Annotated in this window: 21 protein-coding genes; 11 read left to right on the top strand and 10 right to left on the bottom strand. The window is 66.7% G+C overall.

Features of this window, described 5'->3' with window-relative positions:
* Window positions 1–21: 21 nt before the first annotated feature.
* From yhjD to B843_RS02830, 4 genes are all read right to left on the bottom strand, one after another.
* Window positions 22–1095 carry an inner membrane protein YhjD gene (yhjD, locus tag B843_RS02845; RefSeq protein WP_025252013.1) on the bottom strand — a complete coding sequence of 358 codons (1074 nt, stop codon included), beginning with the start codon at window positions 1093–1095 and terminating at the stop codon, window positions 22–24.
* Window positions 1096–1281: 186 nt separating this feature from the next.
* A complete protein-coding gene (gene trpS / locus B843_RS02840) occupies window positions 1282–2304 on the bottom strand; it encodes a tryptophan--tRNA ligase (RefSeq protein WP_025252012.1) in 1023 nt (340 codons plus the stop codon).
* Window positions 2305–2417: 113 nt separating this feature from the next.
* Window positions 2418–2597 (bottom strand): hypothetical protein, encoded by a 180-nt coding sequence (locus tag B843_RS02835; protein ID WP_025252011.1) that lies wholly within the window; start codon window positions 2595–2597, stop codon window positions 2418–2420.
* A 126-nt stretch (window positions 2598–2723) separates the two neighbouring features.
* The gene (locus B843_RS02830) at window positions 2724–3623 is read right to left on the bottom strand and encodes an exodeoxyribonuclease III (RefSeq protein ID WP_025252010.1); all 900 of its coding nucleotides are present in this window, start codon (window positions 3621–3623) and stop codon (window positions 2724–2726) included.
* Between the two features lie 132 nt (window positions 3624–3755).
* Here B843_RS02830 and B843_RS02825 point away from each other — a divergent pair, with 132 nt between their 5' ends.
* From B843_RS02825 to B843_RS02805, 5 genes are all read left to right on the top strand, one after another.
* Window positions 3756–4982 (top strand): MFS transporter, encoded by a 1227-nt coding sequence (locus B843_RS02825; protein WP_244877342.1) that lies wholly within the window; start codon window positions 3756–3758, stop codon window positions 4980–4982.
* A 203-nt stretch (window positions 4983–5185) separates the two neighbouring features.
* Window positions 5186–7402 carry an NADP-dependent isocitrate dehydrogenase gene (locus B843_RS02820; RefSeq protein ID WP_025252008.1) on the top strand — a complete coding sequence of 739 codons (2217 nt, stop codon included), beginning with the start codon at window positions 5186–5188 and terminating at the stop codon, window positions 7400–7402.
* A 230-nt stretch (window positions 7403–7632) separates the two neighbouring features.
* Window positions 7633–8949 (top strand): O-acetylhomoserine/O-acetylserine sulfhydrylase, encoded by a 1317-nt coding sequence (locus tag B843_RS02815; RefSeq protein ID WP_025252007.1) that lies wholly within the window; start codon window positions 7633–7635, stop codon window positions 8947–8949.
* Window positions 8950–9124: 175 nt separating this feature from the next.
* On the top strand, window positions 9125–10222 hold the full coding sequence (metX, locus tag B843_RS02810; RefSeq protein WP_025252006.1) for a homoserine O-acetyltransferase MetX: 1098 nt from the start codon (window positions 9125–9127) through the stop codon (window positions 10220–10222).
* Between the two features lie 127 nt (window positions 10223–10349).
* Window positions 10350–11504 (top strand): HNH endonuclease signature motif containing protein, encoded by a 1155-nt coding sequence (locus B843_RS02805; protein ID WP_025252005.1) that lies wholly within the window; start codon window positions 10350–10352, stop codon window positions 11502–11504.
* Here the strand turns inward: B843_RS02805 and B843_RS02800 are convergent.
* Both B843_RS02800 and B843_RS02795 read right to left on the bottom strand, forming a co-directional pair.
* A complete protein-coding gene (locus B843_RS02800; RefSeq protein WP_025252004.1) occupies window positions 11501–11827 on the bottom strand; it encodes a DUF3017 domain-containing protein in 327 nt (108 codons plus the stop codon). The genes B843_RS02805 and B843_RS02800 overlap by 4 nt on opposite strands.
* A gap of 4 nt (window positions 11828–11831) precedes the next feature.
* Window positions 11832–12683, bottom strand: a complete 852-nt coding sequence (locus tag B843_RS02795; protein WP_025252003.1) for a bifunctional methylenetetrahydrofolate dehydrogenase/methenyltetrahydrofolate cyclohydrolase — start codon at window positions 12681–12683, stop codon at window positions 11832–11834.
* Between the two features lie 83 nt (window positions 12684–12766).
* On the opposite strand from B843_RS02795, the gene B843_RS02790 reads away from it, so the two are divergent.
* Window positions 12767–13234, top strand: coding sequence for a tRNA (cytidine(34)-2'-O)-methyltransferase (locus B843_RS02790; RefSeq protein WP_025252002.1), 468 nt, complete (start codon window positions 12767–12769; stop codon window positions 13232–13234).
* Between the two features lie 6 nt (window positions 13235–13240).
* Here B843_RS02790 and B843_RS02785 read toward each other — a convergent pair whose 3' ends face one another.
* The gene (locus B843_RS02785) at window positions 13241–16411 is read right to left on the bottom strand and encodes an error-prone DNA polymerase (RefSeq protein ID WP_038595186.1); all 3171 of its coding nucleotides are present in this window, start codon (window positions 16409–16411) and stop codon (window positions 13241–13243) included.
* A gap of 221 nt (window positions 16412–16632) precedes the next feature.
* Between B843_RS02785 and B843_RS02780 the strand changes: the two genes are divergently transcribed.
* The 3 genes from B843_RS02780 to B843_RS02770 all read left to right on the top strand — a co-directional run bounded on the left by B843_RS02780 (window position 16633) and on the right by B843_RS02770 (window position 19370).
* Entirely contained in the window at window positions 16633–17514 is an 882-nt protein-coding gene (locus tag B843_RS02780; protein ID WP_025252000.1) for a MetQ/NlpA family ABC transporter substrate-binding protein, read from the top strand.
* A gap of 159 nt (window positions 17515–17673) precedes the next feature.
* On the top strand, window positions 17674–18696 hold the full coding sequence (locus B843_RS02775) for a methionine ABC transporter ATP-binding protein (RefSeq protein ID WP_025251999.1): 1023 nt from the start codon (window positions 17674–17676) through the stop codon (window positions 18694–18696).
* Entirely contained in the window at window positions 18693–19370 is a 678-nt protein-coding gene (locus B843_RS02770; protein ID WP_025251998.1) for a methionine ABC transporter permease, read from the top strand. Before B843_RS02775 ends, B843_RS02770 begins: the two co-directional genes overlap by 4 nt.
* Window positions 19371–19557: 187 nt before the next feature.
* Here B843_RS02770 and B843_RS02765 read toward each other — a convergent pair whose 3' ends face one another.
* Entirely contained in the window at window positions 19558–20412 is an 855-nt protein-coding gene (locus B843_RS02765; RefSeq protein ID WP_025251997.1) for a sucrase ferredoxin, read from the bottom strand.
* A 169-nt stretch (window positions 20413–20581) separates the two neighbouring features.
* On the opposite strand from B843_RS02765, the gene B843_RS02760 reads away from it, so the two are divergent.
* A complete protein-coding gene (locus B843_RS02760; protein WP_025251996.1) occupies window positions 20582–21241 on the top strand; it encodes an AMIN-like domain-containing (lipo)protein in 660 nt (219 codons plus the stop codon).
* On the opposite strand, the gene B843_RS02755 is transcribed toward B843_RS02760, so the two are convergent.
* Entirely contained in the window at window positions 21242–22753 is a 1512-nt protein-coding gene (locus B843_RS02755) for a Y-family DNA polymerase (protein ID WP_025251995.1), read from the bottom strand.
* 1 nt (window position 22754) lies between these two features.
* On the bottom strand, window positions 22755–23411 hold the full coding sequence (locus B843_RS02750; protein WP_025251994.1) for a hypothetical protein: 657 nt from the start codon (window positions 23409–23411) through the stop codon (window positions 22755–22757).
* 102 nt (window positions 23412–23513) lie between these two features.
* Between B843_RS02750 and B843_RS02745 the strand changes: the two genes are divergently transcribed.
* On the top strand, window positions 23514–23930 hold the full coding sequence (locus B843_RS02745) for a hypothetical protein (protein WP_025251993.1): 417 nt from the start codon (window positions 23514–23516) through the stop codon (window positions 23928–23930).
* Window positions 23931–23947 lie beyond the last annotated feature (17 nt).

Here is a 23947-nt window from a genome sequence, read left to right as displayed (position 1 = left end):
CGTGCCTTGGTCGTCGAAAAGCTATTTGCGGCGAAGAACCGACCACAACCCCGCGGCGAGCGCGCCGGCCGCGACGCCAGCGCCGACGAAGGAACGCGTCGCCTCGGGGCGCACCTCCTCGCGGACCCGGATGACGGCGGGCGCCGGCGCGGGGCTGGGCGCCACGGCAAGAGACTCGGGCGTGGTCGCCGCCCACGCGGAGCAGTAGAGCATGATGCGCCAGACGAAGTAGAACAGGACCATCACGCCGATGATGGGGCCGAAGGTCGCGCCGGCCGGGTTCTTCAGCGCGTTGGAGAAGAACATCGAGCCGAGCTGCTTGAACACCTCGAACGCGACCGCGCCGATGAGCGCGGCCTGCGCGCCGGACTTGACCGGGACCTTGCCGCGCGGCAGCGAGGTGAGCATCCAGAAGAACATGACGAAGTTCGCCAGCAGGCCGACCAGGAGCGACACGGCGAAGGCCATGTAGGAAATCCCCGGCACCTGGTCGAGGTGGACGAGCTCGATGAGCCGCCACGTCAGCCCCGAGCTGCCGATCGCGGTGACGGCGATGGCGAGGATGAGCACGACGAGCAGGCCGATGAGCGCGAGCAGGTCCTTGAGCTTCACGATGAGGAAGTTCCCGCCCGTGACCGGGTACATCCACATCTTGGACACGCCGTAGCGCAGGTTGTTCATCCAACCGAGCCCGGACCACAGGGCGGTCACTCCACCGATGCCGGCGATCGCGCCGCGCTGGGAGATCGCCGTGTCGATGATCGTGTTGAGCGTGTCCGCCATCGACCCCGACACGGAGCTGGTGATCTTGTCCTGGATCTGGGTGATGAGGTCGGGGCGCGAGGCGAGCACCGTCGCGACGGCCGCGAACACGAGCATGAGCAACGGGAACATCGACAGCACCGAGAAGTAGGTGATGCCCGCGGCGTACTGGTCGCCGCCGCGCTCGCCGTAGCGCTCCTTCATTCGCATGACGTGATCGAGCCACGCGTGCTGCTGGCGGAGCTTGCCCACCATCCCCGGGTCGTCGGGGTTGGCACGCTCGATGCCGTATTCGTCCATGTGCTCCGGGCGGGGGGTCGTGCTGGTTGCCACGGTGAGCCTCCTTCGGTGTCGTGCGCCAGCGCGCCGAGCTGTGAGATTCTTAACAGATTCTTACATTGTGCCAGTTCTTGCGCGTTCGCGGAGATCTTTTCCGCCCCAGAATAGGGCGAAGGGCCCGTCACCGCACGTGACGAGCCCGTTTTCGCTTCTCGACGCCTATCGGCACCGCACCATCATCTAGCGCTTGGCCGGGAGGAAGCCGACGCGGTCGTAGACGTCCGCGAGCGTGCGCGAGGCGATCTCGCGGGCGCGCTCCGCGCCGCGCGCTAGGACGCTTTCGAGCTCCGCGCGGTCGGACATGTACATGTCGTACTTCTCCTTGAGCGGCGTGACGAAGGCCTCGAGGGCGTCGGCGGTGTCGGTCTTGAGCGCGCCGTAGCCTTGCCCGGCGTAGCCGTCGACAAGCGAGTCAATGCTCTTGCCGGTCAGCGCCGACTGGATGACCAGCAGGTTGGACACGCCGGGCTTGTTCTCCTTGTCGTAGCGGATCTCGCCGTCGTTGTCGGTGACGGCGGACTTGATGCGCTTAGCGGAGACCTTCGGGTCGTCGAGCAGGTTGATGATGCCCTTCGGGTTCTCGCCCGACTTGCTCATCTTGGAGGTCGGGTCCTGGAGGTCGTAGATCTTGGCCGCGCCCTCGGGGATGAAGCCCTCGGGCACGACGAAGGTCTTCTTGTAGCGGTTGTTGAAGCGCTCGGCGAGCGTGCGCGTGAGCTCCAGGTGCTGGCGCTGGTCCTCGCCGACCGGCACGAGCTGTGGGCGGTAGAGCAGGATGTCGGCGGCCATGAGCATCGGGTAGGTGAACAGGCCCGCCGAGGTGCGGTCCGCGCCGCGCTTGGCCGACTTGTCCTTGAACTGCGTCATGCGGCTGGCCTCGCCGAAGCCGGTAAGGCAGGTCAGCACCCAGCTGAGCTCCGCGTGCTCCGGGACGTGCGACTGCACGAACAGCGTCGAGCGCTCCGGGTCGATGCCGAGAGCGAGCAGCTGGGCGGCGCCGCCGATCGTGCGCGCGCGCAGCTCCTTCGGGTCCTGGTCGACGGTGATGGCGTGGAGGTCGGGGATGAAATAGAACGCCTCGTAGTTGTCCTGAAGGTCGATCCACTGCTTGAGCGCGCCCAGGAAGTTGCCGAGGTGGTAGGAGTCGGCGGTCGGTTGAATTCCGGATAGTACGCGTTGCTTCTTGGCAGGTGCTTCAGTCATAGCTAACTAGTGTAGACGCTCGCTTTTCGACGCCTACGGTTTAGCAGCCTTTGGACGTCGAAAAGCAAAAAGCAGGCACCCATGACGGGCACCTGCCTTTGTGTATGTCGCCGCTACTGCATGCGCGGCTTGTGGCCGAACAGGTAGTTCAGGCTGGCGACGACGGAAGCGCCGCCGATGCCCATCACCAGCGCGCCGATGATCGCGGCGACGTCGTGGTTGCCGAGCATGAGGAAGGACACGGCGATGAGGACAATACCGAGGATGAGATAGACGAGACCCTTTGCGCGCATGCGAGCTCCTTAAATAAAGAATGTGGGGGTGGCTTCTATCCCCAGCGTAGAACAGTCGTGACCAATATACCCGAATGGGGACGAATCCACGAAGGGTTTTTCCTGCGTGGGGGTAGGCGTTTGCGTCTAGGAGTAGACAACAGTCATCGGCGCGTGGTCGCTCCAGCGCATGTCGTGGCCCGTTGCCTTGTCCACCCACGAGCGCTCGGCGCGGGCGAGCAGCGGCGCGGTGACGGCCTGGTAGTCGATGCGCCACCCGGCGTTGTTGTCGAAGGCCTGGCCGCGGTAGGTCCACCACGTGTAGATGTCCTCGTCGGGGGCGAGCCGACGCGCGGCGTCGAACCAGACGGGGTCGGTCGCGGCGGCGCGACGGCGATCGCTTTCGTAGTCGACCGCGCCCGCCCACGCGCCGCCGGGCTTTGCCTGGGGCGCCTCATCGGGGAAGGCGCCGAAGACGGAGTCCATGAACTCGCGCTCGTCGGGCAGGAAGCCGGACTTGTTGCGGTTGGTCTTGAAGTTCTTCAGGTCCTGCTCGCGGTGGCAGATGTTCCAGTCGCCGCCGATGACCATCTGCTGGTCGAGCGCGCCTTGGTCCGCGAGGTAGCCCTCGAAGGAGTCGAGGAAGCGGTACTTCTCGTCCTGCTTGTCGGTGCCCGCCGAGCCCGACGGCAGGTACAGCGACGCGACGGTGACGGCCTGGCCGCCGTCGTCGAAGGTGCCGGCGATGTAGCGGCCGGACTCCTCGAAGCCGTCGATGCCGATCGTGACGTCGGTAAGCGGCGTGCGCGACAGGATGCCCACGCCCGCGCGGCCCTTCGCCGCCGCGGGTGCGCCGACGTAGTGCCAGCCCGCATCGATCGCTGGGGCCAGGGCGGTGAGCGAGTCCTTCTCGCTCGCGCGGACCTCCTGCAGCAGCACGACGTCCGAGCCCGAGGCCTCAAGCCACGGCAGGAAGCCGGTGTTTGCCTCGCTGCGTTGCTTGACCGCCGCACGGATGCCATTGACGTTGACAGTTGTGATTTGCATGTGGCCCATAATAAAGGTGCGGCGCGGAATGACGTGTGTCGCGGCTTACTTTCTTGCGTGCGGCGTTAGCTCTCCCAAAGCCACCCGCCCCGAATAGATATTTACATCTGTCGCTGACTATGGTTTTCACACGTGCCTGAACTAGTGACTGGATTCAAACGACGCCCCCTACCCCGCCAGACGGAGATCTCCGAGACCCGCCGCATCGTGACGATGATCGCCCTCGCGCTCGGCGGTTTCGGCATCGGCGTGACCGAATTCGTCTCCATGGGCCTGCTCAGCCAGATCGCGGACGACTTTCACGTCACCGAGGACACCGCGGGGCACGTCATCACCTCCTATGCGTTGGGCGTGGTCATCGGCGCCCCGCTCATCGCGGCGCTGACCGGGCACATCCCGCGTCGTCGGCTGCTGCTCGTGCTCATGCTCGCCTTCGCCCTCGGTAATGGGTTGAGCGTCTTCGCCGGCTCCTACAACCTGCTGCTCGCCGCGCGCTTCCTGGCTGGCATCCCGCACGGCGCGTACTTCTCGGTCTCGGGCCTCGCGGTCGCGTCGATGGCGCCCGAGGGGCAGCGCGGCCGGGCGATGGCGTTCGTCGGCATGGGGCTTCCCCTGGCGACGGTCATCGGCGTGCCCGCGGCCCAGGCGCTCGGCCACGCGCTGGGCTGGCACGCGGCGTACGTCGTCGTGGCGGCGATCGGCGTCGTCACGCTCGTCGCGCTGTGGTTCCTCATGCCGCACATGTCGAAGATGCAGCCCACCTCCCCGCTGACGGAGCTCGGCGCGCTCGCCCGCGGCCAGGTGTGGCTCTCGCTCGCTATCGGCGCGGTCGGCTTCGGCGGCATGTTCGCGGTCTACACGTACATCTCGTGGACGATGACGCAGCGCGCGGGGCTGAGCGCCGACCTCATGTGGCTCGTACTGATGGCGTACGGCGTTGGCATGGTGTTCGGCAACTGGGTCGGCGGCAGGCTGTCTGACTGGAACCTCGAGTACGGGATCCTTTCGGCGCTCGTCGCGATCGTCGTCACGCTCGTGTCGTTCTACTTCACGTCGCAGTGGGCGGTCCCGGCGCTCATCAACTTCGGGCTCATCGGCGCGTCGGGGTCGACGCTCATCCCGTCGCTACAGATCCGCCTCATGGACGTCGCCGGTCGCGCGCAGACGCTCGCCGCCGCGCTCAACCACTCGGCGCTCAACATCGCCAACGCGTCCGGCGCGGCGTTCGGCGGCGCCGTCATCGCGGCGGGCTTCGGTTACTCCGCGCCGGCGCTGGCGGGTGCGGCGCTCGGGTGCGCGTCGATCGCGGTGTGGGCTTTCGCCTTTGCTTTACGACGAAAAGCCCTCACGGCGAAGTGACCTAGGCGCGCGTGCGAACGGCGGTGCTTGCCGAGAGGCAAACGTCGATAAGCAAAAAATAGGACAAGCGTACTGTTTTACCCCTGTTACCCACGCTAGCAATCAGCAGCTAACAGGGGCTTTTTGCATGATAATGCGGCTTTCACCCCGGTTTGACGGTATTCTGTTTAGTTGTACTTTAAGCGCTTTTGTTGAGGAGACTCATGGCAAAGATTATTTGGACCCGCACCGACGAGGCCCCGCTTCTCGCGACCTATTCCCTGAAGCCGGTCGTCGAGGCGTTCGCTTCCACCGCCGGTATCGAGGTCGAGACCCGCGACATCTCTCTGGCAGGCCGCATCCTGTCCCAGTTCCCGGATTACCTATCCGACGAGCAGAAGGTCGACGACGCTCTCGCCGAGCTGGGCCAGCTGGCCAAGACGCCGGAGGCTAACATCATCAAGCTGCCGAACATCTCGGCCTCCGTGCCGCAGCTGAAGGCCGCCATCGCCGAGCTCCAGGCCCAGGGCTTCGCGCTGCCGGAGTACCCGGACGCACCGTCCACCGACGAGGAGAAGGACGTTCGCGCCCGCTACGACTCCGTCAAGGGCTCCGCAGTGAACCCGGTCCTGCGCGAGGGCAACTCCGACCGCCGCGCCCCGATCGCCGTGAAGAACTTCGCTAAGAAGAACCCGCACCGCATGGGCGCCTGGTCCGCCGACTCCAAGACGAACGTCGCCACCATGACCGCCGGCGACTTCCGCCACAACGAGAAGTCCGTCATCATGCCGGCCGCCGACACCCTGACCTTCAAGCTGGTCAAGGCCGACGGCTCCGAGGAGATCCTCAAAGACGGCCTGAAGGTCCTCGAGGGCGAGGTCATCGACGGCACCTACATGTCCGCCAAGGCCCTCGACGCCTTCCTCGCGGAGCAGGTCAAGCGCGCGGCCGACGAGGGCGTGCTCTTCTCCGCCCACCTCAAGGCCACCATGATGAAGGTCTCCGACCCGATCATGTTTGGCCACGTGGTGCGCGCCTTCTTCGACGAGACCTTTGCCAAGTACGGCGAGGAGCTGCTGGCCGCAGGCCTCAACGGCGAGAACGGCCTCGGCGCCATCCTCGCGGGCCTCGGCTCGCTTGCCAACGGCGAGGAGATCAAGGCTTCCTTCGAGAAGGAGCTCGCTGACGGCCCGGCCGTCGCCATGGTCAACTCCGACAAGGGCATCACCAACCTGCACGTGCCTTCCGACGTCATCGTCGACGCCTCCATGCCGGCCATGATCCGCACCTCCGGCCACATGTGGAACGCCGCTGGCGAGGAGCAGGACACCCTCGCGGTGCTTCCGGACTCCTCCTACGCCGGCATCTACCAGGTCGTCATCGACGACTGCAAGGCCAACGGCGCCTTCGACCCGGCCACCATGGGCACCGTCCCGAACGTCGGCCTCATGGCGCAGAAGGCCGAGGAGTACGGCTCCCACGACAAGACCTTCAAGATCCCGGCCGATGGCACCGTTCAGGTCGTGAACTCCGCAGGCGAGGTGCTCATCGAGCACAACGTCGAGGCTGGCGACATCTGGCGCGCCTGCCAGACCAAGGATGCCCCGATCCAGGACTGGGTCAAGTTGGCCGTCAACCGCGCGCGTCTCTCCGGCATGAAGGCCATCTTCTGGCTCGACCCGGAGCGCGGCCACGACCGCAACATCAAGTCGCTCGTCGAGAAGTACCTCGCCGACCACGACACCACCGGCCTGGACATCGAGATCATGAGCCCGGTCGAGGCCACCAAGGTCTCCATCGAGCGCATCCGCCGCGGCGAGGACACCATCTCCGTGACCGGCAACGTGCTGCGCGACTACAACACCGACCTGTTCCCGATCCTTGAGCTGGGCACCTCCGCGAAGATGCTCTCCATCGTCCCGCTCATGGCGGGCGGCGGCCTGTTCGAGACCGGTGCTGGCGGATCCGCCCCGAAGCACGTCCAGCAGGTTCAGGCAGAAAACCACCTGCGTTGGGACTCCCTCGGTGAGTTCCTCGCGCTGGCCGAGTCCCTGCGCCACATCGCCAACACCGAGGACGCCCCGTCCGCAGCCGTGCTGGCCGACGCCCTCGACGCCGCCACCGAGCGCCTGCTCGACGAGAACCTCTCCCCGTCCCGCAAGGTCGGCGAGATCGACAACCGCGGCTCGCACTTCTTCCTGACCAAGTTCTGGGCCGAGGAGCTTGCGAAGCAGACCACCGACGCCGCTCTCGCAGAGGTCTTCGCGCCGGTCGCCGCAGCTCTCGAGGAGAAGTCCGACGAGATCGCCGCTGGCCTCATCTCCAACCAGGGTGCGCCCGCCGACCTCGGCGGCTACTACGCCCCGAACGAGGAGAAGGTCACCGCGATCATGCGTCCGGTCGCAGCCTTCAACGAGATCATTGACGAGCTGAAGAAGTAACGTCACCCTCGCATAACCGGCGCCTTCGGGCGCCGGTTTTTTGTTGCTTTCCGACGCGTACCGCCCCGAAGCTGGATCGCGAAACAGACCACTCAGACCAGTCGGTGAATAAAATTCTTTAGGCCTATGACCTTTACTTATACCAATCATACAGACAGCTCGGTTTACAAGTTTTCATTCATCGGACTAACCTCGCTCTTATCGCAATTCACAATGAAAGGGACGACATTATGACCACCAAGTACGACAACTCTGGCGCAGCAGATTGGGCGCTGGCCACCCGCTCGATTCACGCCGGACAGCCCGTCGACGGAACCGTATCCGCGCGCAACCTGCCGATCTACCAGACTTCCTCGTACGTCTTCGACTCCGCCGAGCACGCCAAGCAGCGCTTCGCCCTCGAGGACCTGGGCCCGGTCTACTCCCGCCTGACCAACCCGACCACCGAGGTGCTCGAGAACCGCGTCGCGTCGCTGGAGGGCGGCGTGCACGCCGTTGCCTTCGCGTCCGGGCAGGCCGCCGAGACCGCCGCGATCTTGAATCTTGCTGGCGCAGGCGACCACATCGTCACCTCCCCGCGCCTCTACGGCGGCACCGAGACCCTCTTCCAGGTCACTCTGGCACGCCTCGGCATCGACGTGACCTTCGTCGAGAATCCGGACGACCCGGAGTCCTGGCAGGCGGCCGTGAAGCCGAACACCAAGGCCTTCTACGGCGAGACCTTCGCTAACCCGCAGGCCGACGTCCTCGACATCCCCACCATCGCCGAGGTCGCTCACCGCAACAACGTGCCGCTGATCGTCGACAACACCATCGCGACCGCCGCACTGGTCCGCCCGATCGAGCTGGGCGCCGACATTGTCGTCGCCTCGCTGACGAAGTTCTACACCGGCAACGGCTCCGGCGTGGGCGGCATTCTCGTCGACGGCGGCAAGTTCGACTGGACCGTCGAGCGCGACGGCGAGCCGCTCTTCCCCTACTTCGTCACTCCGGACCCGGCCTACCACGGACTGAAGTACGCCGACCTTGGTGCTGCCGCCTTCGGCCTCAAGGCCCGCGTCGGCCTCCTGCGCGACACCGGAGCGACCCTGTCCCCATTCAACGCATGGGTTACGGTCCAGGGGCTCGACACCCTGAGCCTGCGCGTCGAGAAGCACAACGAGAACGCGGCGAAGGTCGCCGAGTTCCTCGCGGCGAGCGACAAGGTCGCCAAGGTCAACTACGCAGGCCTCGAGTCCTCGCCATGGTACGAGACCAAGCAGAAGCTCGGACTTAAGTACACCGGCTCCGTCCTCTCCTTCGACGTCGTCGGGGGCCAGGACGAGGCCTGGGCGTTCATCGATGCCCTGAAGCTGCACTCCAACCTCGCCAACATCGGCGACGTCCGCTCGCTCGTCGTCCACCCGGCGACCACCACCCACTCGCAGTCCGACGAGCACGGTCTAGAGCGCGCCGGCATCTCCCCCGCCACCGTCCGCCTGTCCGTGGGCATCGAGGACATCAACGACATCCTCGCCGACCTGCAGCGCGGCCTCGACGCCATCTAGAAAGTTCCGACCCCGCCCCGCGACGCTCTGCGCGCGGGGCTTCGTCGCGCTTCGGGGCCATGGCCGTCGACAAGCGTGAATAAAACCCCATGCCGTACTCACGGGACAAATAGACTAGACCGAGCGGTACAGGTAAGATGTGCACAATTCGGACAACTGGGAGGTTAGAGGCCACATGGATACCACCGGAGCGCTCTCCACGGTCAACATCGGGGACTTCACGACGGAGGCCGGCGCGACGATCGAGAATGTCGTCATCGCCTACCAGGCGTGGGGTGAGTTCCGCGGCGACAACGTCATCCTCATCGAGCACGCGCTCACCGGCGACTCGGACGCGGCCGACTGGTGGTGCGGGGTGCTCGGCCCGGGACTCGCGCTCGACACCGATCGCTTCTGCGTCGTGTGCACGAACGTCCTCGGCGGATGCAAGGGAAGCACGGGACCCAGCACTCCCGATCGCAACGGTGTCGCGCTCGGCTCACGCTTCCCCGCGATCTCGATTCGCGACCAGGTTGCCGCCGAGCGCATCTTCATCGAGAAGCTCGGGATCGAGCGGGTCCACGCCGTCATCGGCGGGTCGATGGGCGGGGCCCGCACGCTCGAGTGGGCGCTCATGTTCCCCGAGCTTGTCGACGCCATCCTGGTGCTCGCCGTGTCCGCCCGCGCGTCGGCGTGGCAGATCGGCATCCAGACGGCGCAGATCTCGGCCATCGAGCGCGATCCGAACTGGAACAACGGCGACTACTATGGCGCGACGCCGCCGACCGACGGCCTCGCCGCCGCCCGCCGCATCGCGCACCTGACCTACCGCGGCGAGCTCGAGATCGACGAGCGCTTCGGCACGCAGGCACAGGCCGGGGAGAACCCGCTGGGACCGTACCGCGACTCCCACCAGCGCTTCGCCGTGCAAAGCTACCTGGACTATCAGGGCGTCAAGCTCACCGAGCGCTTCGACGCGGGGTCGTACGTGGCGCTGACGGAGGCTCTCAACCGCCACGACATCGGTCGTGGCAGGGGTGGACTCAACAAGGCGCTGGCGTCGTGCATGGTGCCGGCGATGGTGGCGGGCGTCGACACGGATATTCTCTACCCCTATCACCAGCAGGAGCACCTGTCGCGTAACCTCGGCAATCTGCTCGCGATGGCCAAGATCTCCTCCCCCGTCGGCCACGACGCCTTCCTCACCGAGGTGCGACAAATGGACCGCATTATACGTCATTTCCTCTCGCTTGCCCAGGGAGGGCCGGACGAGGCTGTGGAAATCGTCTTGTAAGTGACGGGTGGGACGAGTTATCCACAGATTTGGCCGATTTTTGAGCTATAGGTAGCGCGCCAGCCTTCTTGCCCCTACGTTCAGGCTTAAAACCATCGATGCAGGTCAACTGCAGTAGGGACTAGCCGTGAACGTCGCCCAAGACTCCTTCGTACACCTCGACCCCACCAATCCGTTTTCGTCGAGCAGGATGGACGAAAACGCCGCCTACGTCGACCTGTGGATGGGCTACGAGCCGCCGCCCGAGCGGCCGATGCGAGAGGTGGTCGCCCAGGTCGCGGCCTGGCGAGGTGAATCGACGGCCGAGGTCAAGAAGCATCTGCGCGTCGGCGCGATGCTGCGCCGGATGCCGAAGCTCGCGGAGTCGGCCAAGAGGCTGCGCCACCTGTGCGCCAGGCGCCTGCAGGCCATAGAACGGCAGGTCTGCGCCGTCACCGACCCCGGCGCGCTCGCCGAGCTCGACCAACGGATCACGGACTACCTTGAGCCCGCGGCACCCAACGAGGCACTCGTCCAAGCGCCGACCATTACGAAAAACGTCCGCGCCATGGTCATTGAGGTGGACGAGGCGGCGGCCACTAGGCCTGCCGACCTCAGGCAGCGCACGGGCAGCATCAGGCGTGGCGCGGAAGGATTCACGCGGATCAGCTTCAACCTGCCCGATGATGAGGGGTTGGAAGTCCGGAAATACTTCGAGAAGCTGATCCACAGGCTGCGCGCGAAGCGTCGACAAGCAGGCGAAATAACGCTTGCCGACGCCTTGCTGGACACGGTGAGGGAAAATACGCAGGTCACGGTCTTGCACAACCTCATCGAACGCGACGACGTCACCCATCTCAACGGGGCGGGCCCGCTCACGAGCGAGCAGGCCGCGCGCTGGCAGTACGGGGCCACACCGCGCGTGCTGAACCTTCACGCCTCCGCGCCCGGCTATGAGATCCCCGAGGCGATCCGCACGACGGTCGAGCTTCTCGACGGCCACTGCCGCTTCCCCGGCTGCGACGTCGAGGCCGATCTGTGCGAGAAGGACCACTGCGAGGAGTTCAGTCAGGGCGGCGAAACCAGCGTCGACAACCTGTTTTGCCTGTGCAAGTTCCACCACACGATGAAGACGGAGCGCCAGGTTTTCTACCGTGACTTAGGCGACCGCGAGCTCGAGTGGCACTTCCGCAACGGGCACACGATGGTGACGAGGCCGCACGGCCCCGCCGCATCGCGGAGGTTCAGCGGCCGCAGCCTTGCCGACGCTGAAGCGGCGCGCGTCAGGCGCAGGCGGGCCTAGCTGCCTAGCGGGTCGACGGAGGTCGCAAGAAAGACGATCGCGGCCCCCACCGCGCCGGTGAAGGTGGCGTCGAACCTGCGCGAGCGCACGGAAAGGACGCCGAGGACCTTCGAATCACAGGTCAGCCTCACGACGGACAGCCACAGAAGCGACGCGCCGAGGACAAAGGAGGCACGACGCCAGTGCTCCGTCAGCGCGAATAGAGTGGACAGACACAACGCCACGAGAAAGCCCGCGAGGAAGAGGTACTGGACCTTCCTCGACAGGCGCGACGGCGCAAGTCCGCGGTCGTGCGGGTTTTCTAGGGCAACGTGGGGCGTCATGCGTTTACTTGGCCTGAGCCTCTGCGCGCTCGACGACGTTGCGAACGAGGAAGGCACGGGTCAGCGGGCCGACGCCACCTGGGTTCGGGGAAACGTAGCCAGCCACGTCCCACACGTCGGGGTGGACGTCGCCAAGGAGCTTGCCGTCTACGCGGGAGACGCCGACATCGAGCACGGCAGCACCCGGCTTAACCATGTCTGCTGTGAGCATGTGGCCCTTACCAGCAGCGGCGACGATCACGTCTGCTTGGAGGGTCTCTGCCTTGAGATCGACGGTGCCGGTGTGGCAGAGGGTGACGGTGGCGTTTTCGGAGCGTCGGGTGAGCATGAGGCCGATGGGACGGCCAACAGTGACGCCGCGACCGATGACGACGACCTTCTTCCCCGCCAGTTCAACACCAAAACGGCGGAGAAGGTGGATCGCACCGTTTGGGGTGCACGGGAGTGGCGCGGGCTCGTTGAGAACCAGCTTGCCGAGGTTCACCGGGTGCAGTCCATCGGCGTCCTTGGTGGGATCGATGCGCTCAAGCACCGCGTTCTCGTCGAGGTGCTTGGGAAGTGGGAGTTGAACGATGTAACCGGTGCACTCTGGATCGGCGTTGAGCTCGTCGATGACCTTGTGCAGCTCTTCCTGCGTGATGTCGGCAGGAAGGTCCTTGCGGATGGAGCGCACGCCGATCTGCTCGCAGTCCTTGTGCTTCATCTTCACGTACGAGTGGCTCGCCGGATCGTCGCCGACCAAGACGGTGGCCAGTCCGGGAACGATGTCTTTTTCCTTTAGCGTCGAAACGCGCTTTGCGAGATCGGCGAAGATCTCATCCCTGTATAGCTTTCCGTCCAGTTTGATCGCAGTCATGCTAGACATTATTCCACCTTCGCGTGCGGTTTCTCGCATACCGGTGGGATTTTGCTCCAGTCCACGGACCTACAATGAGCCGTATGTCGACGCTCCACGTTATCTTTGACCAGCCCGTAATCCCGCCGAACACGGGCAATGCCATCCGCATGTGTGCGGGGACGGGAGCGCATCTCCATCTCGCCGGACCCCTAGGGTTCAACTTCGAGGACAAGAACCTTCGACGCGCGGGGCTCGACTATCACGACCTCGCCGAGGTGACGGTGCACGAGAACCTCGACGCGTGTCTCGAGGCGATTCCCGGTCGTGTCTTCGCCTTCACCGCTCATGCCACTGCGTTTTACACGGACATCAAATATCAGGAGGGCGACGCGCTTCTCTTCGGCACCGAACCGACCGGCCTCGACGAGCACGCACTCACCCACCCTCGGATCACCCAGCAGCTTCGGATTCCCATGCTCGCGGGGCGTCGGTCGATGAACTTGTCCAATGCCGCCGCCGTCGCGACGTACGAGGCGTGGCGCCAGCTGGGCTTCCCCGGCGCGGTCTAACCGCCCCTAACGGAAGTCTCGTGATCCTTGGCTGGTCCCCTCGGCAAGCCACTGAGCTACCGGCAGCGGACTCAACCGGTCGGCCTCAATCTGCGCGACCCCGTTCGCGTTGCGGAGGATTCCGCGCACGAGCAGCGTCTTCGCCGTGCGGGCGAGCTTCTTCTGCCGCTTCCATAGCCCCGTCGAGACCACGATGTTGATCAGCCCCGTCTCGTCCTCCATGCCGAAGAAGGTCACTCCGCTCGCGGTCGCGGGGCGCTGCCGGTGCGTGACGACACCGGCGATCTGCACGCGGCTGCCGTCGTCAAGCGACAGGAGGTCGGCGCTGCGCACGATGCCCCGTCCGGAAAGCGCGCCGCGCAGCCGCGCCATCGGGTGGGCGTCGTGGGTGACGCCTGTGGTCGCGATGTCGGCGACCATGAGCTCGAAGGCATTCATTCCCGGCAGGGCTGGCGCGTCGACGACGGAGAGTCCTGGCAACATGTCGGCACGCTCCGTCGCGGCCACACCCGCTTGCCAGAGCGCTTGTCGACGATCACCGCCGAAGCACCCCAGCGCGCCAGCGCGCGCGAGTGCCTCGACGTGCGCCACGGACAGCCCCGCGCGACGCGACAAGTCGCCGATGTCCGCATACGGCTGCCCCGCTGCGATCTCGTCGAGGCGACCGAGCCCCTTGACTAGGTTCAGCCCGAGTCTGATCGCGCCGTCCTCAATCGTCGCCTCGACGCCGGAGGCATTGACGTCGATGGGAAGGATGCCGACTCCGTGCCTTCGGGCGTCGGAAAGCAACGACTGCGGGGAGTAGAACCCCATCGGCTGTGCCCGCAGCAACCCCACGCAAAACTGCGCCGGGTAGTGCAGCTTGAACCACGCGGAGAAGAACACCAACGACGCGAACGACTGCGAGTGTGATTCGGGGAAACCGTACGCGGCGAACGCGACGACCTTGTTCCACAGCGCGTCGGCGACCGTGCCCTCGATGTCGTTGGTCGCGAGCCCCTCGTAGAACCGTGCGCGCATCGCCGCCATCTTGCGCGCCGAGCGGTTCGAACCCATCGCGCGACGCAGCTCGTCGGCCTCGCCGCCGGTAAAGCCCGCCGCGTCGACGGCGATCTGCATGAGCTGCTCCTGGAACAGCGGGACGCCGAGCGTCTTCGCCAGCGGCTTCTCCAAGACGGGGTGTTCGAAGGTGACCTCCTCCTTGCCGTCGCGACGCCGCAGGTACGGGTGCACCGACCCGCCCTGAATGGGGCCGGGGCGGATGAGCGCGACCTCGACGACCAAGTCGTAGAAGCACGTCGGCTTCATGCGCGGCAGCGTGTTGAGCTGCGCGCGCGACTCCACCTGGAAGACCCCCACGGCGTCGCCCTTGCTAAGCATCTCGTAGACCGCCGGCTCCGTGACGTCGAGCTCCCACAGACGCACCGTCTCGCCGGCCTCCCCCACGAGGTCGATCATGTGGTGCAGCGCCTCGAGCATGCCGAGCCCCAGGAGGTCGAACTTCACCAGCCCCGCCGAGGCGCACCCCTCCTTGTCCCACTGCACGACGCTGCGGTTGTCCATGCGCGCCCACTCGGTGGGAACGACGTCGGCGATTGGCCGGTCGCAGATGACCATGCCGCCGGAGTGGATGCCCAGGTGGCGCGGCTGGCCGAGGAACTGCGCGGCGAGCTCGGTGACCTGCTCGGGCGGGTCCTCGAGCCCCTTCGACCAGGCGTCGGCGGCGCCCTGCGGGTAGTCGAGCGCGCGTGCGGCGTCGCGAAGCGCTCCCTTGGTGCGGTAGGTGATCACGTTGGCGACCTGCGCGGCGTTGTCGCGCCCATACTTTTCGTAGACGTACTGGATGACCTCCTCGCGCCTGCCGGACTCGATGTCGAGGTCGATGTCGGGTGCGCCCTCGCGCTCGGGCGACAGGAAGCGCTCGAACAGCAACCCGGCGGAGATCGGCTCGGCGTTGGTGATGCCGAGGACGAAACAGACCACCGAGTTCGCCGCCGAGCCCCTACCTTGACACAGGATGTTCGAGTCCTTGGCAAAGCGCACGATGTCCTCGACGACGAGGAAGTAGCCGGGAAAGCCCAGCTGCTCGATGACGTCGAGCTCGTGGCGCGCCTGCTTCTTCGCCCGTGCCGCGACCTTCGCCGAGCGCGTGCGGTAGCGCTCGCCAAAGCGCGAGTCGACGAGGTGCTCGAGCCAGGTCTGCTCCGTGTGCCCGTCGGGCACGTCCCAGCGAGGCAGCTCGGGGGCCACGAGGCGAAGCTCGAAGGCGCACTCCTCGGCGAGCGAGGCCGCGGCGTCGAGCAGGTAGGCGCGGTGCCCGAGCGCGCGCGAAAGGAGGTCGTAGGGGCGCAGCCAGGTGGTCATGGGCGGCAGCTCGGGGGTCGCGTCGGCGAGGCTTTGCTTGAGCGCGAGCGCCTGCTTGGCGGCGGCGAGGTGGCGCCCGTCGCGGGTGGCGCTTGCGGCGCGCGTCGTCGCGACCGCTCGCAGTCCGTGCTCTTGGCGCGCCGCGTCCAGCGCGTCGAAGCGGTCGGCGTCGAGCGGGTCCTGTGCGACGACGTATTCGAGTATGACGTGGTCACCGAAGGCGTCGACAAGCGAGGCGATGCGGGGCAGCCACCCGTGATCGGCGAGGACGAACCAGTGCCCGCCGGCGATCCGCGAAAGCTCGCCCAGCGAGGGGTAGATCGCGCGGTCTTTTGTGCCGCTGGCCATGCGCGCGTTCGTGATCGCGTGCGAGAGCCGCCGATATCCTTCCGGCCCGCGGCACAGCACCGGCAAGATGCCGTCGTCGAGCGTCAGCTCCGCCCCGAATACCGTTTTGAATTCGCTTTCCGACGCCTTCGGCCCCCGCGCCGCGGCCTCCGCGAAGGCGACCGCCCCATAAAAGCCGTCTCGGTCGAGCAGCGCAAGACCGGTGTGCCCGCACGCGCGGGCGGCCGCGACCATCTCCTCCGGTTCCGACGCACCGCGCAGGAAGTTATAGCTGCTATACCCGTGAAGCTCACAGAAAGGCGGTTGTGAATAATTTCGAACATAGTCGCCTTCTTTGCCGCGCTGGGGAAGGTGATCGACCGGCACGAGCGGCGCCGTGGGCCTGCCGGAGAGCACCTTTTCCAGCTGCGACCAGCTGAGGGGTTTTCCTCGCGCGCCGCCCGCGCGTCCATCATTCCAGTCCATACATACCCATATTAGTACATATGTTCTAGTCTATTTTGGCCAATTCATAGACTAAGCTGTACATGGAAAACAGACTCGGCTAATGTTGCCAGGTAATTGCAGATAACGCCCGTCGCGCGATTCCGCGTCGACAAGCGCCAGCGCGGCAGCGCACGGCAAGCGACGCACAACGCCGCCGAGCCGCCGAGCAACGCCGCACAGCAAACGAAAGGAAAACCTCCATGAATCTTCGCCGCACGGTGGCCACCGGCCTCGCCGTCCTGCTCAGCGCCACCACCCTCGTGGCTTGCTCCTCCGACAGCTCCTCGAGCTCCTCCGGGGACGTCACCATCCGCATCGGCACCACCGACTCCACCAAGAAGGCCTGGTCCGCCATGGAGGACGCCGCCAAGGAGAACGGCATCAACCTTGAGATCACCAACTTCTCCGACTACTCCACCCCGAACCTGGCGCTGTCGCAGGACCAGATCGACGTCAACCAGTTCCAGCACCTGAAGTTCCTCGCCGAGTACAACACCGGCAACAACGACGACCTCACCCCGGTCGGCGCCACCGAGATCGTGCCGCTGGCACTGTTCTGGAAGGACCACAGCGACCTCAACGGCATCGAGGGCAAGTCCGTCGCCATCCCGAACGACCCCTCCAACCAGGGCCGCGCCATCAACGTGCTCGTCCAGGCGGGACTGATCACGCTCAAGGAAGAGGCCAAGGGCCTAGTCACCCCGGCACCCGCCGACATCGATGAGGGCGCCTCCAAGGTGTCCGTCACCCCGGTCGACGCCGCACAGACCACCGCCGCCTACGGCGAGGGCACCCCGGCGATCATCAACAACTCCTTCCTCGACCGCGCCGGCATCGACCCGAACCTGGCCGTCTTCCAGGACAACCCGGATTCCACCGAGGCCGAGCCCTACATCAACGTCTTCGTGACCAAGCAGGATAAGAAGGACGACCCGAACATCGCGAAGCTGGTCGAGCTGTGGCACACCCAGCCGGTCCAGGACGCCATCGCCGAGGACTCCAAGGGAACCTCCGTCGAGGTCCAGCGCACCCCTGAGGAGCTGCAGTCCATCCTCGACCGCCTCGAGCAGCAGGCTCAGTAGTTCGCTTTTCGACGCTACGCTGCCGCCCACATTCTCACGCCCCAGGCTCCTTTCAGACTTTTGTCGACGGCCTGGGGCGTTTAGGCTGTGAGAGCGTTGTTTTGCTTCCCCGCCCGGTGCGGGCACCCACGGGCTCAAGCCCCCGACAGATAGAGAACCATGACCGGAACCAGAATCGAGTTCGAAGACGTCACCAAGGTCTTCGACTCCGGCAAGAAGAAAGTCACCGCGCTCGACGGCGTCACCCTGACCGTCGAGCCCGGCGAGATCCTCGGCGTGATCGGCTACTCCGGCGCGGGCAAGTCGACGCTCGTGCGCATGATCAACGGCCTCGACACGCCGACCAGCGGCCACCTGCGCCTCGACGGCACCGACGTCGTCGGCATGCCCGAGCGCCAGCTGCGCGCGCTGCGCCGCAACATCGGCATGATCTTCCAGCAGTTCAACCTGTTCGGCTCGCGCACGGCCGCTGGCAACATCGAGTACCCGCTAACCCTCGCGGGCATGCCCAAGGCGGAGCGGACCAAGCGCGTGGCGGAGCTGCTCGAGTTCGTCGGACTTGGCGACCGCGGCAAGAACTACCCCGAGCAGCTCTCGGGCGGGCAGAAGCAGCGCGTCGGCATCGCCCGCGCGCTAGCCACCAACCCGGACCTCCTGCTTGCCGACGAGGCCACCTCCGCCCTCGACCCCGAGACCACCCACGAGGTCTTGAACCTCCTACGTAAGGTCAACAAGGAACTGGGCATCACCATCGTGGTCATCACCCACGAGATGGAGGTCGTGCGCGCGATCGCCGACAAGGTCGCCGTCATGGAAGAGGGCAAGGTCGTCGAGTACGGCAGCACCTACGAGGTCTTCTCCAACCCGCGCACCCGCGTCGCGCAGCGTTTCGTCGCGACGGCGCTTCGCAACACCCCCGACGCCATCGAGTCCGAGGACCTCCTCGCCCACGATGGCCGGCTGTTCACCATCAACCTGACCGAGGAATCCGGCTTCTTCGCGGCGGCGGCCGCCGCACGCGAGGCCGGGGCCTCCATCGGCATCGTTCACGGCGGCATCACGACGCTGCAGCGCCACAGCTTCGGCAAGGTGACCGTGCGCCTGACGGGCCCCGACGCCGCGATCAACGCCTTCTACGACCACCTTCGCCAGACCACCGAGATTAAGGAGATCGCCCGATGACCACCCAGATCCTCGCGGCCGACTGGTCGCGGCTCGGCCCCACCTTCTCTAACGCCATCGTCGACACCCTCGTCATGGTCTGCGTGACCCTGATCGTGGGCGGCTTCTTCGGCCTCATCCTCGGCGTCCTGCTGTACACCACCCGCCCGGGCGGCGTTCTGCAGAACAAGGCCGTCTACTTCCTCATCAACTTCCTGGTTAACCTCGTCCGGCCGATCCCGTTCATCATCCTGATCTCCGCCATCGGCCCGATCACAGTCGCCGTCATCGGCACACAGATCGGCCGCGAGGCGGCGATGTTCGGCATGTCGATCGCCGCGACCTTCGGCGTCGCGCGCATCGTTGAGCAGAACCTCGTCACGATCGATCCCGGCGTCATTGAGGCCGCCCGCGCGATGGGTGCCTCGCCCTGGAAGATCATCACCTCCGTCATCGTTCGCGAGGCTCTCGGCCCGCTGATCCTCGGCTTCACCTTCGTCTTCATCGCCATCGTCGACATGTCCGCGATGGCCGGTTACATCGGTGGCGGCGGACTCGGTGACTTCGCCATCACCTACGGCTACCGGGCCTACGACTGGCAGGTCACGCTGGTTTCGACCGTCGTCATCGTCATCATCGTCCAGTTCGCGCAGAACTTTGGCAACTGGCTCGCGAAGAAGGTCATGCGCCGCTAGCATGCGCGTAGCGCATACAAAGCGGCTTACCGCGCACAAAACGCATACATCCCGCACCGTCGCCCCTGTGGTTGACGGTGCGGTTTCGCTATCCACGACTAGCCATCAGGGAGACGGCTCGGTTCTAGCGCTTCTCCGTCCCCGCCCCGGCACCAGAGGCATCCAGCTCGACCAGCCGTAGGCGTCGTTACGCCTGCTGACGAACGCCAACCGCCACCCACGACGCGGCTTGCTTCGGCTCATCGCCGCAGGAAGACAGCACGCCGCCGGTGGTCTTTTTTGCAAGCTCCACCTCGAAGCGGCGGCCGTCGGCGTGCGTCACCGTCGTGCCGTCGACGCGCAGCGCCCCCATCCGCACAGTCTCGCCAGCCTCCGCGAGCGCCGACGCGACAGCCAGCTCCGCCACCTGCCCGCGCGCGTCGTAGATCCCCCGACCGCGAGCTCCCGCGAGGAACATCTCACCCCGTCGCGACGCCGCATACATGTCGACCGCCGCCTGGTGGTTGAGCCGGCCGAAGGAGTAGCTGTGCGGCATGAGCACGAGCGACGGCGCAAACCGGTGCCCCTTCGTGTGCGAGCACTCCCAGATCGGCGCGTCGGGATACGCCTCGACGAGCGCCTGCGCCATCGGCCGCCCCTTGATCGCACAGCACACGTCGCGCTTAGAATGCGTGCACACGAGCAGGAGCGGCTCCGTCACGACGACGGCGCCCGGGTTGCGACCGGGGCCGGCCAGATCGAGGTCGAAGAGGTCCTCGACGTCGCCCACCTCGAGGCGCTCAGTGATTGCCTCCTCGCAAAAGACGAGGTAGACGACGTGGCTGTCCTTCTTCACATGCCCCTCGCGGCCGTGCTTGCGGATGAGGTAGAGCCCGCCCGGCAGCGCCCGCAGCCGCTCGGAAAGCTCGGGGCTGAAGGTGCCGCCATCGAGGATGTCGTGGCTCCACGCCCCCGGCTTCTCGAAGACGATGTACATCTTCCCCGGCTTGGACGTCCCGGGCAGCGGTTCGCCGACCACATCTGAACAACGCACGTTAGTCATACCCCAAGATTAGCGCCCTTTAGGATCCCCTTATCAATTTCCCTGCGCTTTTTGCTTGTCGACGACGTGCCTTCGGCCGCGCACGCGATGGTTAAGGTTTGACAACGATTTCACGAGAGCCCCGCTTTAGCCTTCCGTGACGGGCGAGAAGGAAGTTACGGTTGGTGTTATGAGTATCCACCCTGCGGCCACCCGTCGTCTTCTCCTTGCCGTCCTCGCCACCGGCGCGCTTGCGCTCGCCTCCTGCGGCTCCGGCGCTGGGACCTCGCCGAGCACTCAGGGCACCTCGAGCTCTGGGGCCGCTGGCGCTTCCAGCTCGACCGACGCCTCCGGCTCCGACTCCGCGCAGGCCGCCGCCTCGCTCACCTCGGACACCGCTGGCCTCGCCCCGCTCGGCGACGCCAGCACCGACAACAAGACCCAGCACCAGTCGAGTGACGCGCAGCTGGTCGTCACCGGCATGCGCTACGGCAGCCACGACGGCTTCGACCGCGTCGTCTTCGACCTCACCGGCACCGGCACACCCGGCTGGTTCACCGAGCTGACCCCCAACCCGACACAGCAGGGCAGCGGTAACGCCGTCGAGTACAAGGGCAACACCGCGCTCGTCGTCAACATCGACGGCGTGACCTACCCCTTCGAGCTCGGCATCGAGGACCCCAACCTCGCTCCTATCGATGCCTCCGGCGGCGTCGTCACCGGCGTGCAGTCGCTGGGCACCTTCGAGGGCCGCGCCCAGTTCGTCATCGGGCTCAACGGCAGCCACGCCTACTCGGTGCAAACCCTCGACAACCCGTCGCGGCTTGTCGTCGACATCCGCCGCGACTAGCTACTCGAAGCGCGCCTCCACCCGCCACGCCCCCGTCCACACCAGAAGCCAGGCGCGCGGGTGCCCGCGCCCGTCGACGCCCACCACCTGCAGCCGCGCCTCAGGGGCCTTCCCCCGCCACCAGCCGTCGTCGACCGGCCAGGGGCCGGCCCAGCCGGTGACCTCGAAGGATTCCTTCCCCACGCGCAGCGTCGCAGGCTCCGTGCTCAGCACCGCCTCACCCGTCACGTAGACCTCTCCCCCGGCCCCGACCAGCGTCGCGGCCTCGCCGGACATGCACGCCGGAAGCGGCGGCGGGATGCGCCCCGGCCAACTCCCTTTCGCCGCCAGCGCCTTCTCCTCGGCCGAGTCCCCGTAGGCGACCATCCCGATCCGCTCGCTCACCCCGCGCCCGCCGACATCCACGGGGGTGAGCACCGCGTCCGTGCCGAGCGTCGACTGCAGTCGGGCGATGACGCGCTGGGCTTCGTCGCTAGAGTCCGCGCCCCACAAGCTTCTAGCCGTCGGCACGCTGCATTCAACGGGGCGAAGACCCAGCTCGCAGATGACGTCCCCGCCGCCGGCGGCCAGCCACGCGTCGAGCTGCCAGCGCACGCGGTCGGCCATGGCGCGTTCCGACAGCTGCGCGCGGGTGTGCCAGGTGCGCTCGAGCGTCGTCGAGTGCGTCACCGCCTGAACGCTGAGCCGCTGGCAGACGAGCCCGCGTCGGCTCAGCGCCTCGTGCAGCCGCGCCGCCAGCGCCCTCGCGAGAAACGCCGCCTCGTCGACGCGCGTGATCGGGTCCTCGGGACGCACCCACACGCTCAGGTCCTCGCCGTCGATGGCGGGCGCCACGAGGCGATCGTCCTCGGCAGCGGCGATCGCGTGGCAGCGCAGCCCGGCGCGCCCGAAGCGCGTGGACACCGTCGTTGTCGGCAGCGCGGCGAGCTCCCCGAGCAGGCGCAGCCCGAGGTTTTCGAGCGTGTCGACGACCTCCGGCTCGCACCCCAAGGACTCCTCCACGCCCAGCACCCGCACCGGCTGCCCGGCGAGGAACGCCCGCGAGGCGCCGGGCTCGACGACGCGCTGCGCACGCGCCGCGATGACGGCGGTGGGGATCTCGTCGGCAATGCCTGCGAGGCAGTCGATGCCCGCTCGCGCCGCGGCGTTGATGATCTTCTCCGCCGCGCGCGCCTCGCTCCCGTAGAATCGCCCGGCCGCGCCCGCGTTGATGACGACCATCCCCGGGCGAAGGATCTCGATGCTCGGCACGACCTCGGCGAGGTCCTCGACCATTCCGGCGAAAGCGCGTGCGTCGCGCTCGGGGTCGGCGTCGACGACGCTCGCCGCGGGACACAGCGCCTGCGCCTGGCGCACCCGCATCCCGCGTCGCACCCCGGCCGCCCGCGCGGCGCCGTCGCACACCGCAACCCGGTAGCGGGAGGCGATGACCACGGGCCCTGCGCCCGCCTTGTCCTCGTAGCGCGCGGCCTGGACGGGCCAGTCCGGGAACCACAGCGCCAGCGTGCGCATCCTAGACCGCCCGCAGGCGCGGCTGCGGCGCCTGCCCGATGACAAACTCCCCGCGCCGGTGGTGCCCCTTCGCGTGCACCTCGACGTCGAGGGTCAGCCCGCGGATGCGCCCCGTTCCCGCGCCGATGCCCTCGACGGCGGCGAGCTCGGCGTCGATCCGTGCCGCGGGCGAGGGCACCTGCGTGCCGACCATGAGCAGCGACGCCCTCCCCCCGCGCAGCTTGGCCAGCAGCGGGCGCGCGGCCACCGGCGACAGCGTACGCGCCGCGCCCTTGTACACGACGAGATCGAGCCCCTCGACGAGCACGGCCACCGCCATGAGCGGCTCCAGGCCCGGGTCGGGGACCACCACGATCCGATCCAGCTGGCCGCCCGACTCGACAACCCCGCCCAGGCCCAGCTCCGGCCAGCCGATCACGCCCACAACCCCGCCGCGGGCGCTCGCGTGCGCCACGAGCTCGACGGTGAGCAGCGCGCTGGGGGCGAGCGAGTAGGCCGCCCCGCGCGCGAGCCCGCCGCCGGGCAGCAGGCGCGCCAGCGCGTCCGGGACCGACACGGGCTCGGCGACCGGCAGCGGCGCCTTGACGGTTTCGAAGCTCTCGAGCTTCTTGCGCAGCGCGGCGATCTGTTCGTCCCGGCCGGGACGCGGACCATCCACTTCCCGACCTTTTCGAACAAATGTTTGATTCACTCCCCCATCCTATGCGCCCCCAACCCATGGGGTCAATCTCCCTGCAGGGGGCGTGTTAGCGTAAAGGGCATGAACGCGATCCTCGATTCCCACCAGCGAAAGACACCGATCCCCACCCCCACCGTCGTTCGCCTAGGGACGTCGTTCTTCTTCGCCGTCGCCGTCGCCGTGCTCACCACCGCGCTCGGCCGCGGCGTGCAGGTCGCGGTCATGGTCGGCTGCGTCGCCGCGGGCACGCTTCTCATCTTCAGCCACCCCTACCGCCGCGAGATCCGCGCCTTCCTCGAGGAGCGCAACCTCTACTACAGGCCGAAGCTCGGCCAGATCGTCCCGCTGTTTCTCGTGTGGCTCGCGCTCATGCTCGCCCCGCTGCTCGCGCCCGCGTCGGTCGGCGTCACTCTCGTGGTGTTCGTCGCCGTCTTCGCGTGGGTGTGGCTCGTGTTCCCCCACGTCGACGGCACGCGTGCGCTCGCCTTCCTCGATTAGCTTGTCGACGAGCCGAA

This window comes from Corynebacterium vitaeruminis DSM 20294, from assembly GCF_000550805.1.
In the GTDB taxonomy this organism is placed as follows: domain Bacteria; phylum Actinomycetota; class Actinomycetes; order Mycobacteriales; family Mycobacteriaceae; genus Corynebacterium; species Corynebacterium vitaeruminis.
The sequence above is the reverse complement of the archived record's forward strand: the minus strand, read 5'-3'. Positions and strand labels throughout refer to the sequence as shown.

Coding starts and splice junctions, on each gene's coding strand:
- B843_RS02760 (WP_025251996.1), top strand. CDS start 20,582: ATGAGTATCCACCCTGCGGCCACCCGTCGTCTTCTCCTTGCCGTCCTC.
- B843_RS02820 (WP_025252008.1), top strand. CDS start 5,186: ATGGCAAAGATTATTTGGACCCGCACCGACGAGGCCCCGCTTCTCGCG.
- trpS (WP_025252012.1), bottom strand. CDS start 2,304: ATGACTGAAGCACCTGCCAAGAAGCAACGCGTACTATCCGGAATTCAA.
- B843_RS02755 (WP_025251995.1), bottom strand. CDS start 22,753: ATGCGCACGCTGGCGCTGTGGTTCCCGGACTGGCCCGTCCAGGCCGCG.
- B843_RS02815 (WP_025252007.1), top strand. CDS start 7,633: ATGACCACCAAGTACGACAACTCTGGCGCAGCAGATTGGGCGCTGGCC.
- metX (WP_025252006.1), top strand. CDS start 9,125: ATGGATACCACCGGAGCGCTCTCCACGGTCAACATCGGGGACTTCACG.
- B843_RS02770 (WP_025251998.1), top strand. CDS start 18,693: ATGACCACCCAGATCCTCGCGGCCGACTGGTCGCGGCTCGGCCCCACC.
- B843_RS02785 (WP_038595186.1), bottom strand. CDS start 16,411: ATGGACTGGAATGATGGACGCGCGGGCGGCGCGCGAGGAAAACCCCTC.
- B843_RS02780 (WP_025252000.1), top strand. CDS start 16,633: ATGAATCTTCGCCGCACGGTGGCCACCGGCCTCGCCGTCCTGCTCAGC.
- B843_RS02745 (WP_025251993.1), top strand. CDS start 23,514: ATGAACGCGATCCTCGATTCCCACCAGCGAAAGACACCGATCCCCACC.
- B843_RS02835 (WP_025252011.1), bottom strand. CDS start 2,597: ATGCGCGCAAAGGGTCTCGTCTATCTCATCCTCGGTATTGTCCTCATC.
- B843_RS02795 (WP_025252003.1), bottom strand. CDS start 12,683: ATGACTGCGATCAAACTGGACGGAAAGCTATACAGGGATGAGATCTTC.
- B843_RS02765 (WP_025251997.1), bottom strand. CDS start 20,412: ATGACTAACGTGCGTTGTTCAGATGTGGTCGGCGAACCGCTGCCCGGG.
- B843_RS02800 (WP_025252004.1), bottom strand. CDS start 11,827: ATGACGCCCCACGTTGCCCTAGAAAACCCGCACGACCGCGGACTTGCG.
- B843_RS02790 (WP_025252002.1), top strand. CDS start 12,767: ATGTCGACGCTCCACGTTATCTTTGACCAGCCCGTAATCCCGCCGAAC.
- B843_RS02775 (WP_025251999.1), top strand. CDS start 17,674: ATGACCGGAACCAGAATCGAGTTCGAAGACGTCACCAAGGTCTTCGAC.
- B843_RS02830 (WP_025252010.1), bottom strand. CDS start 3,623: ATGCAAATCACAACTGTCAACGTCAATGGCATCCGTGCGGCGGTCAAG.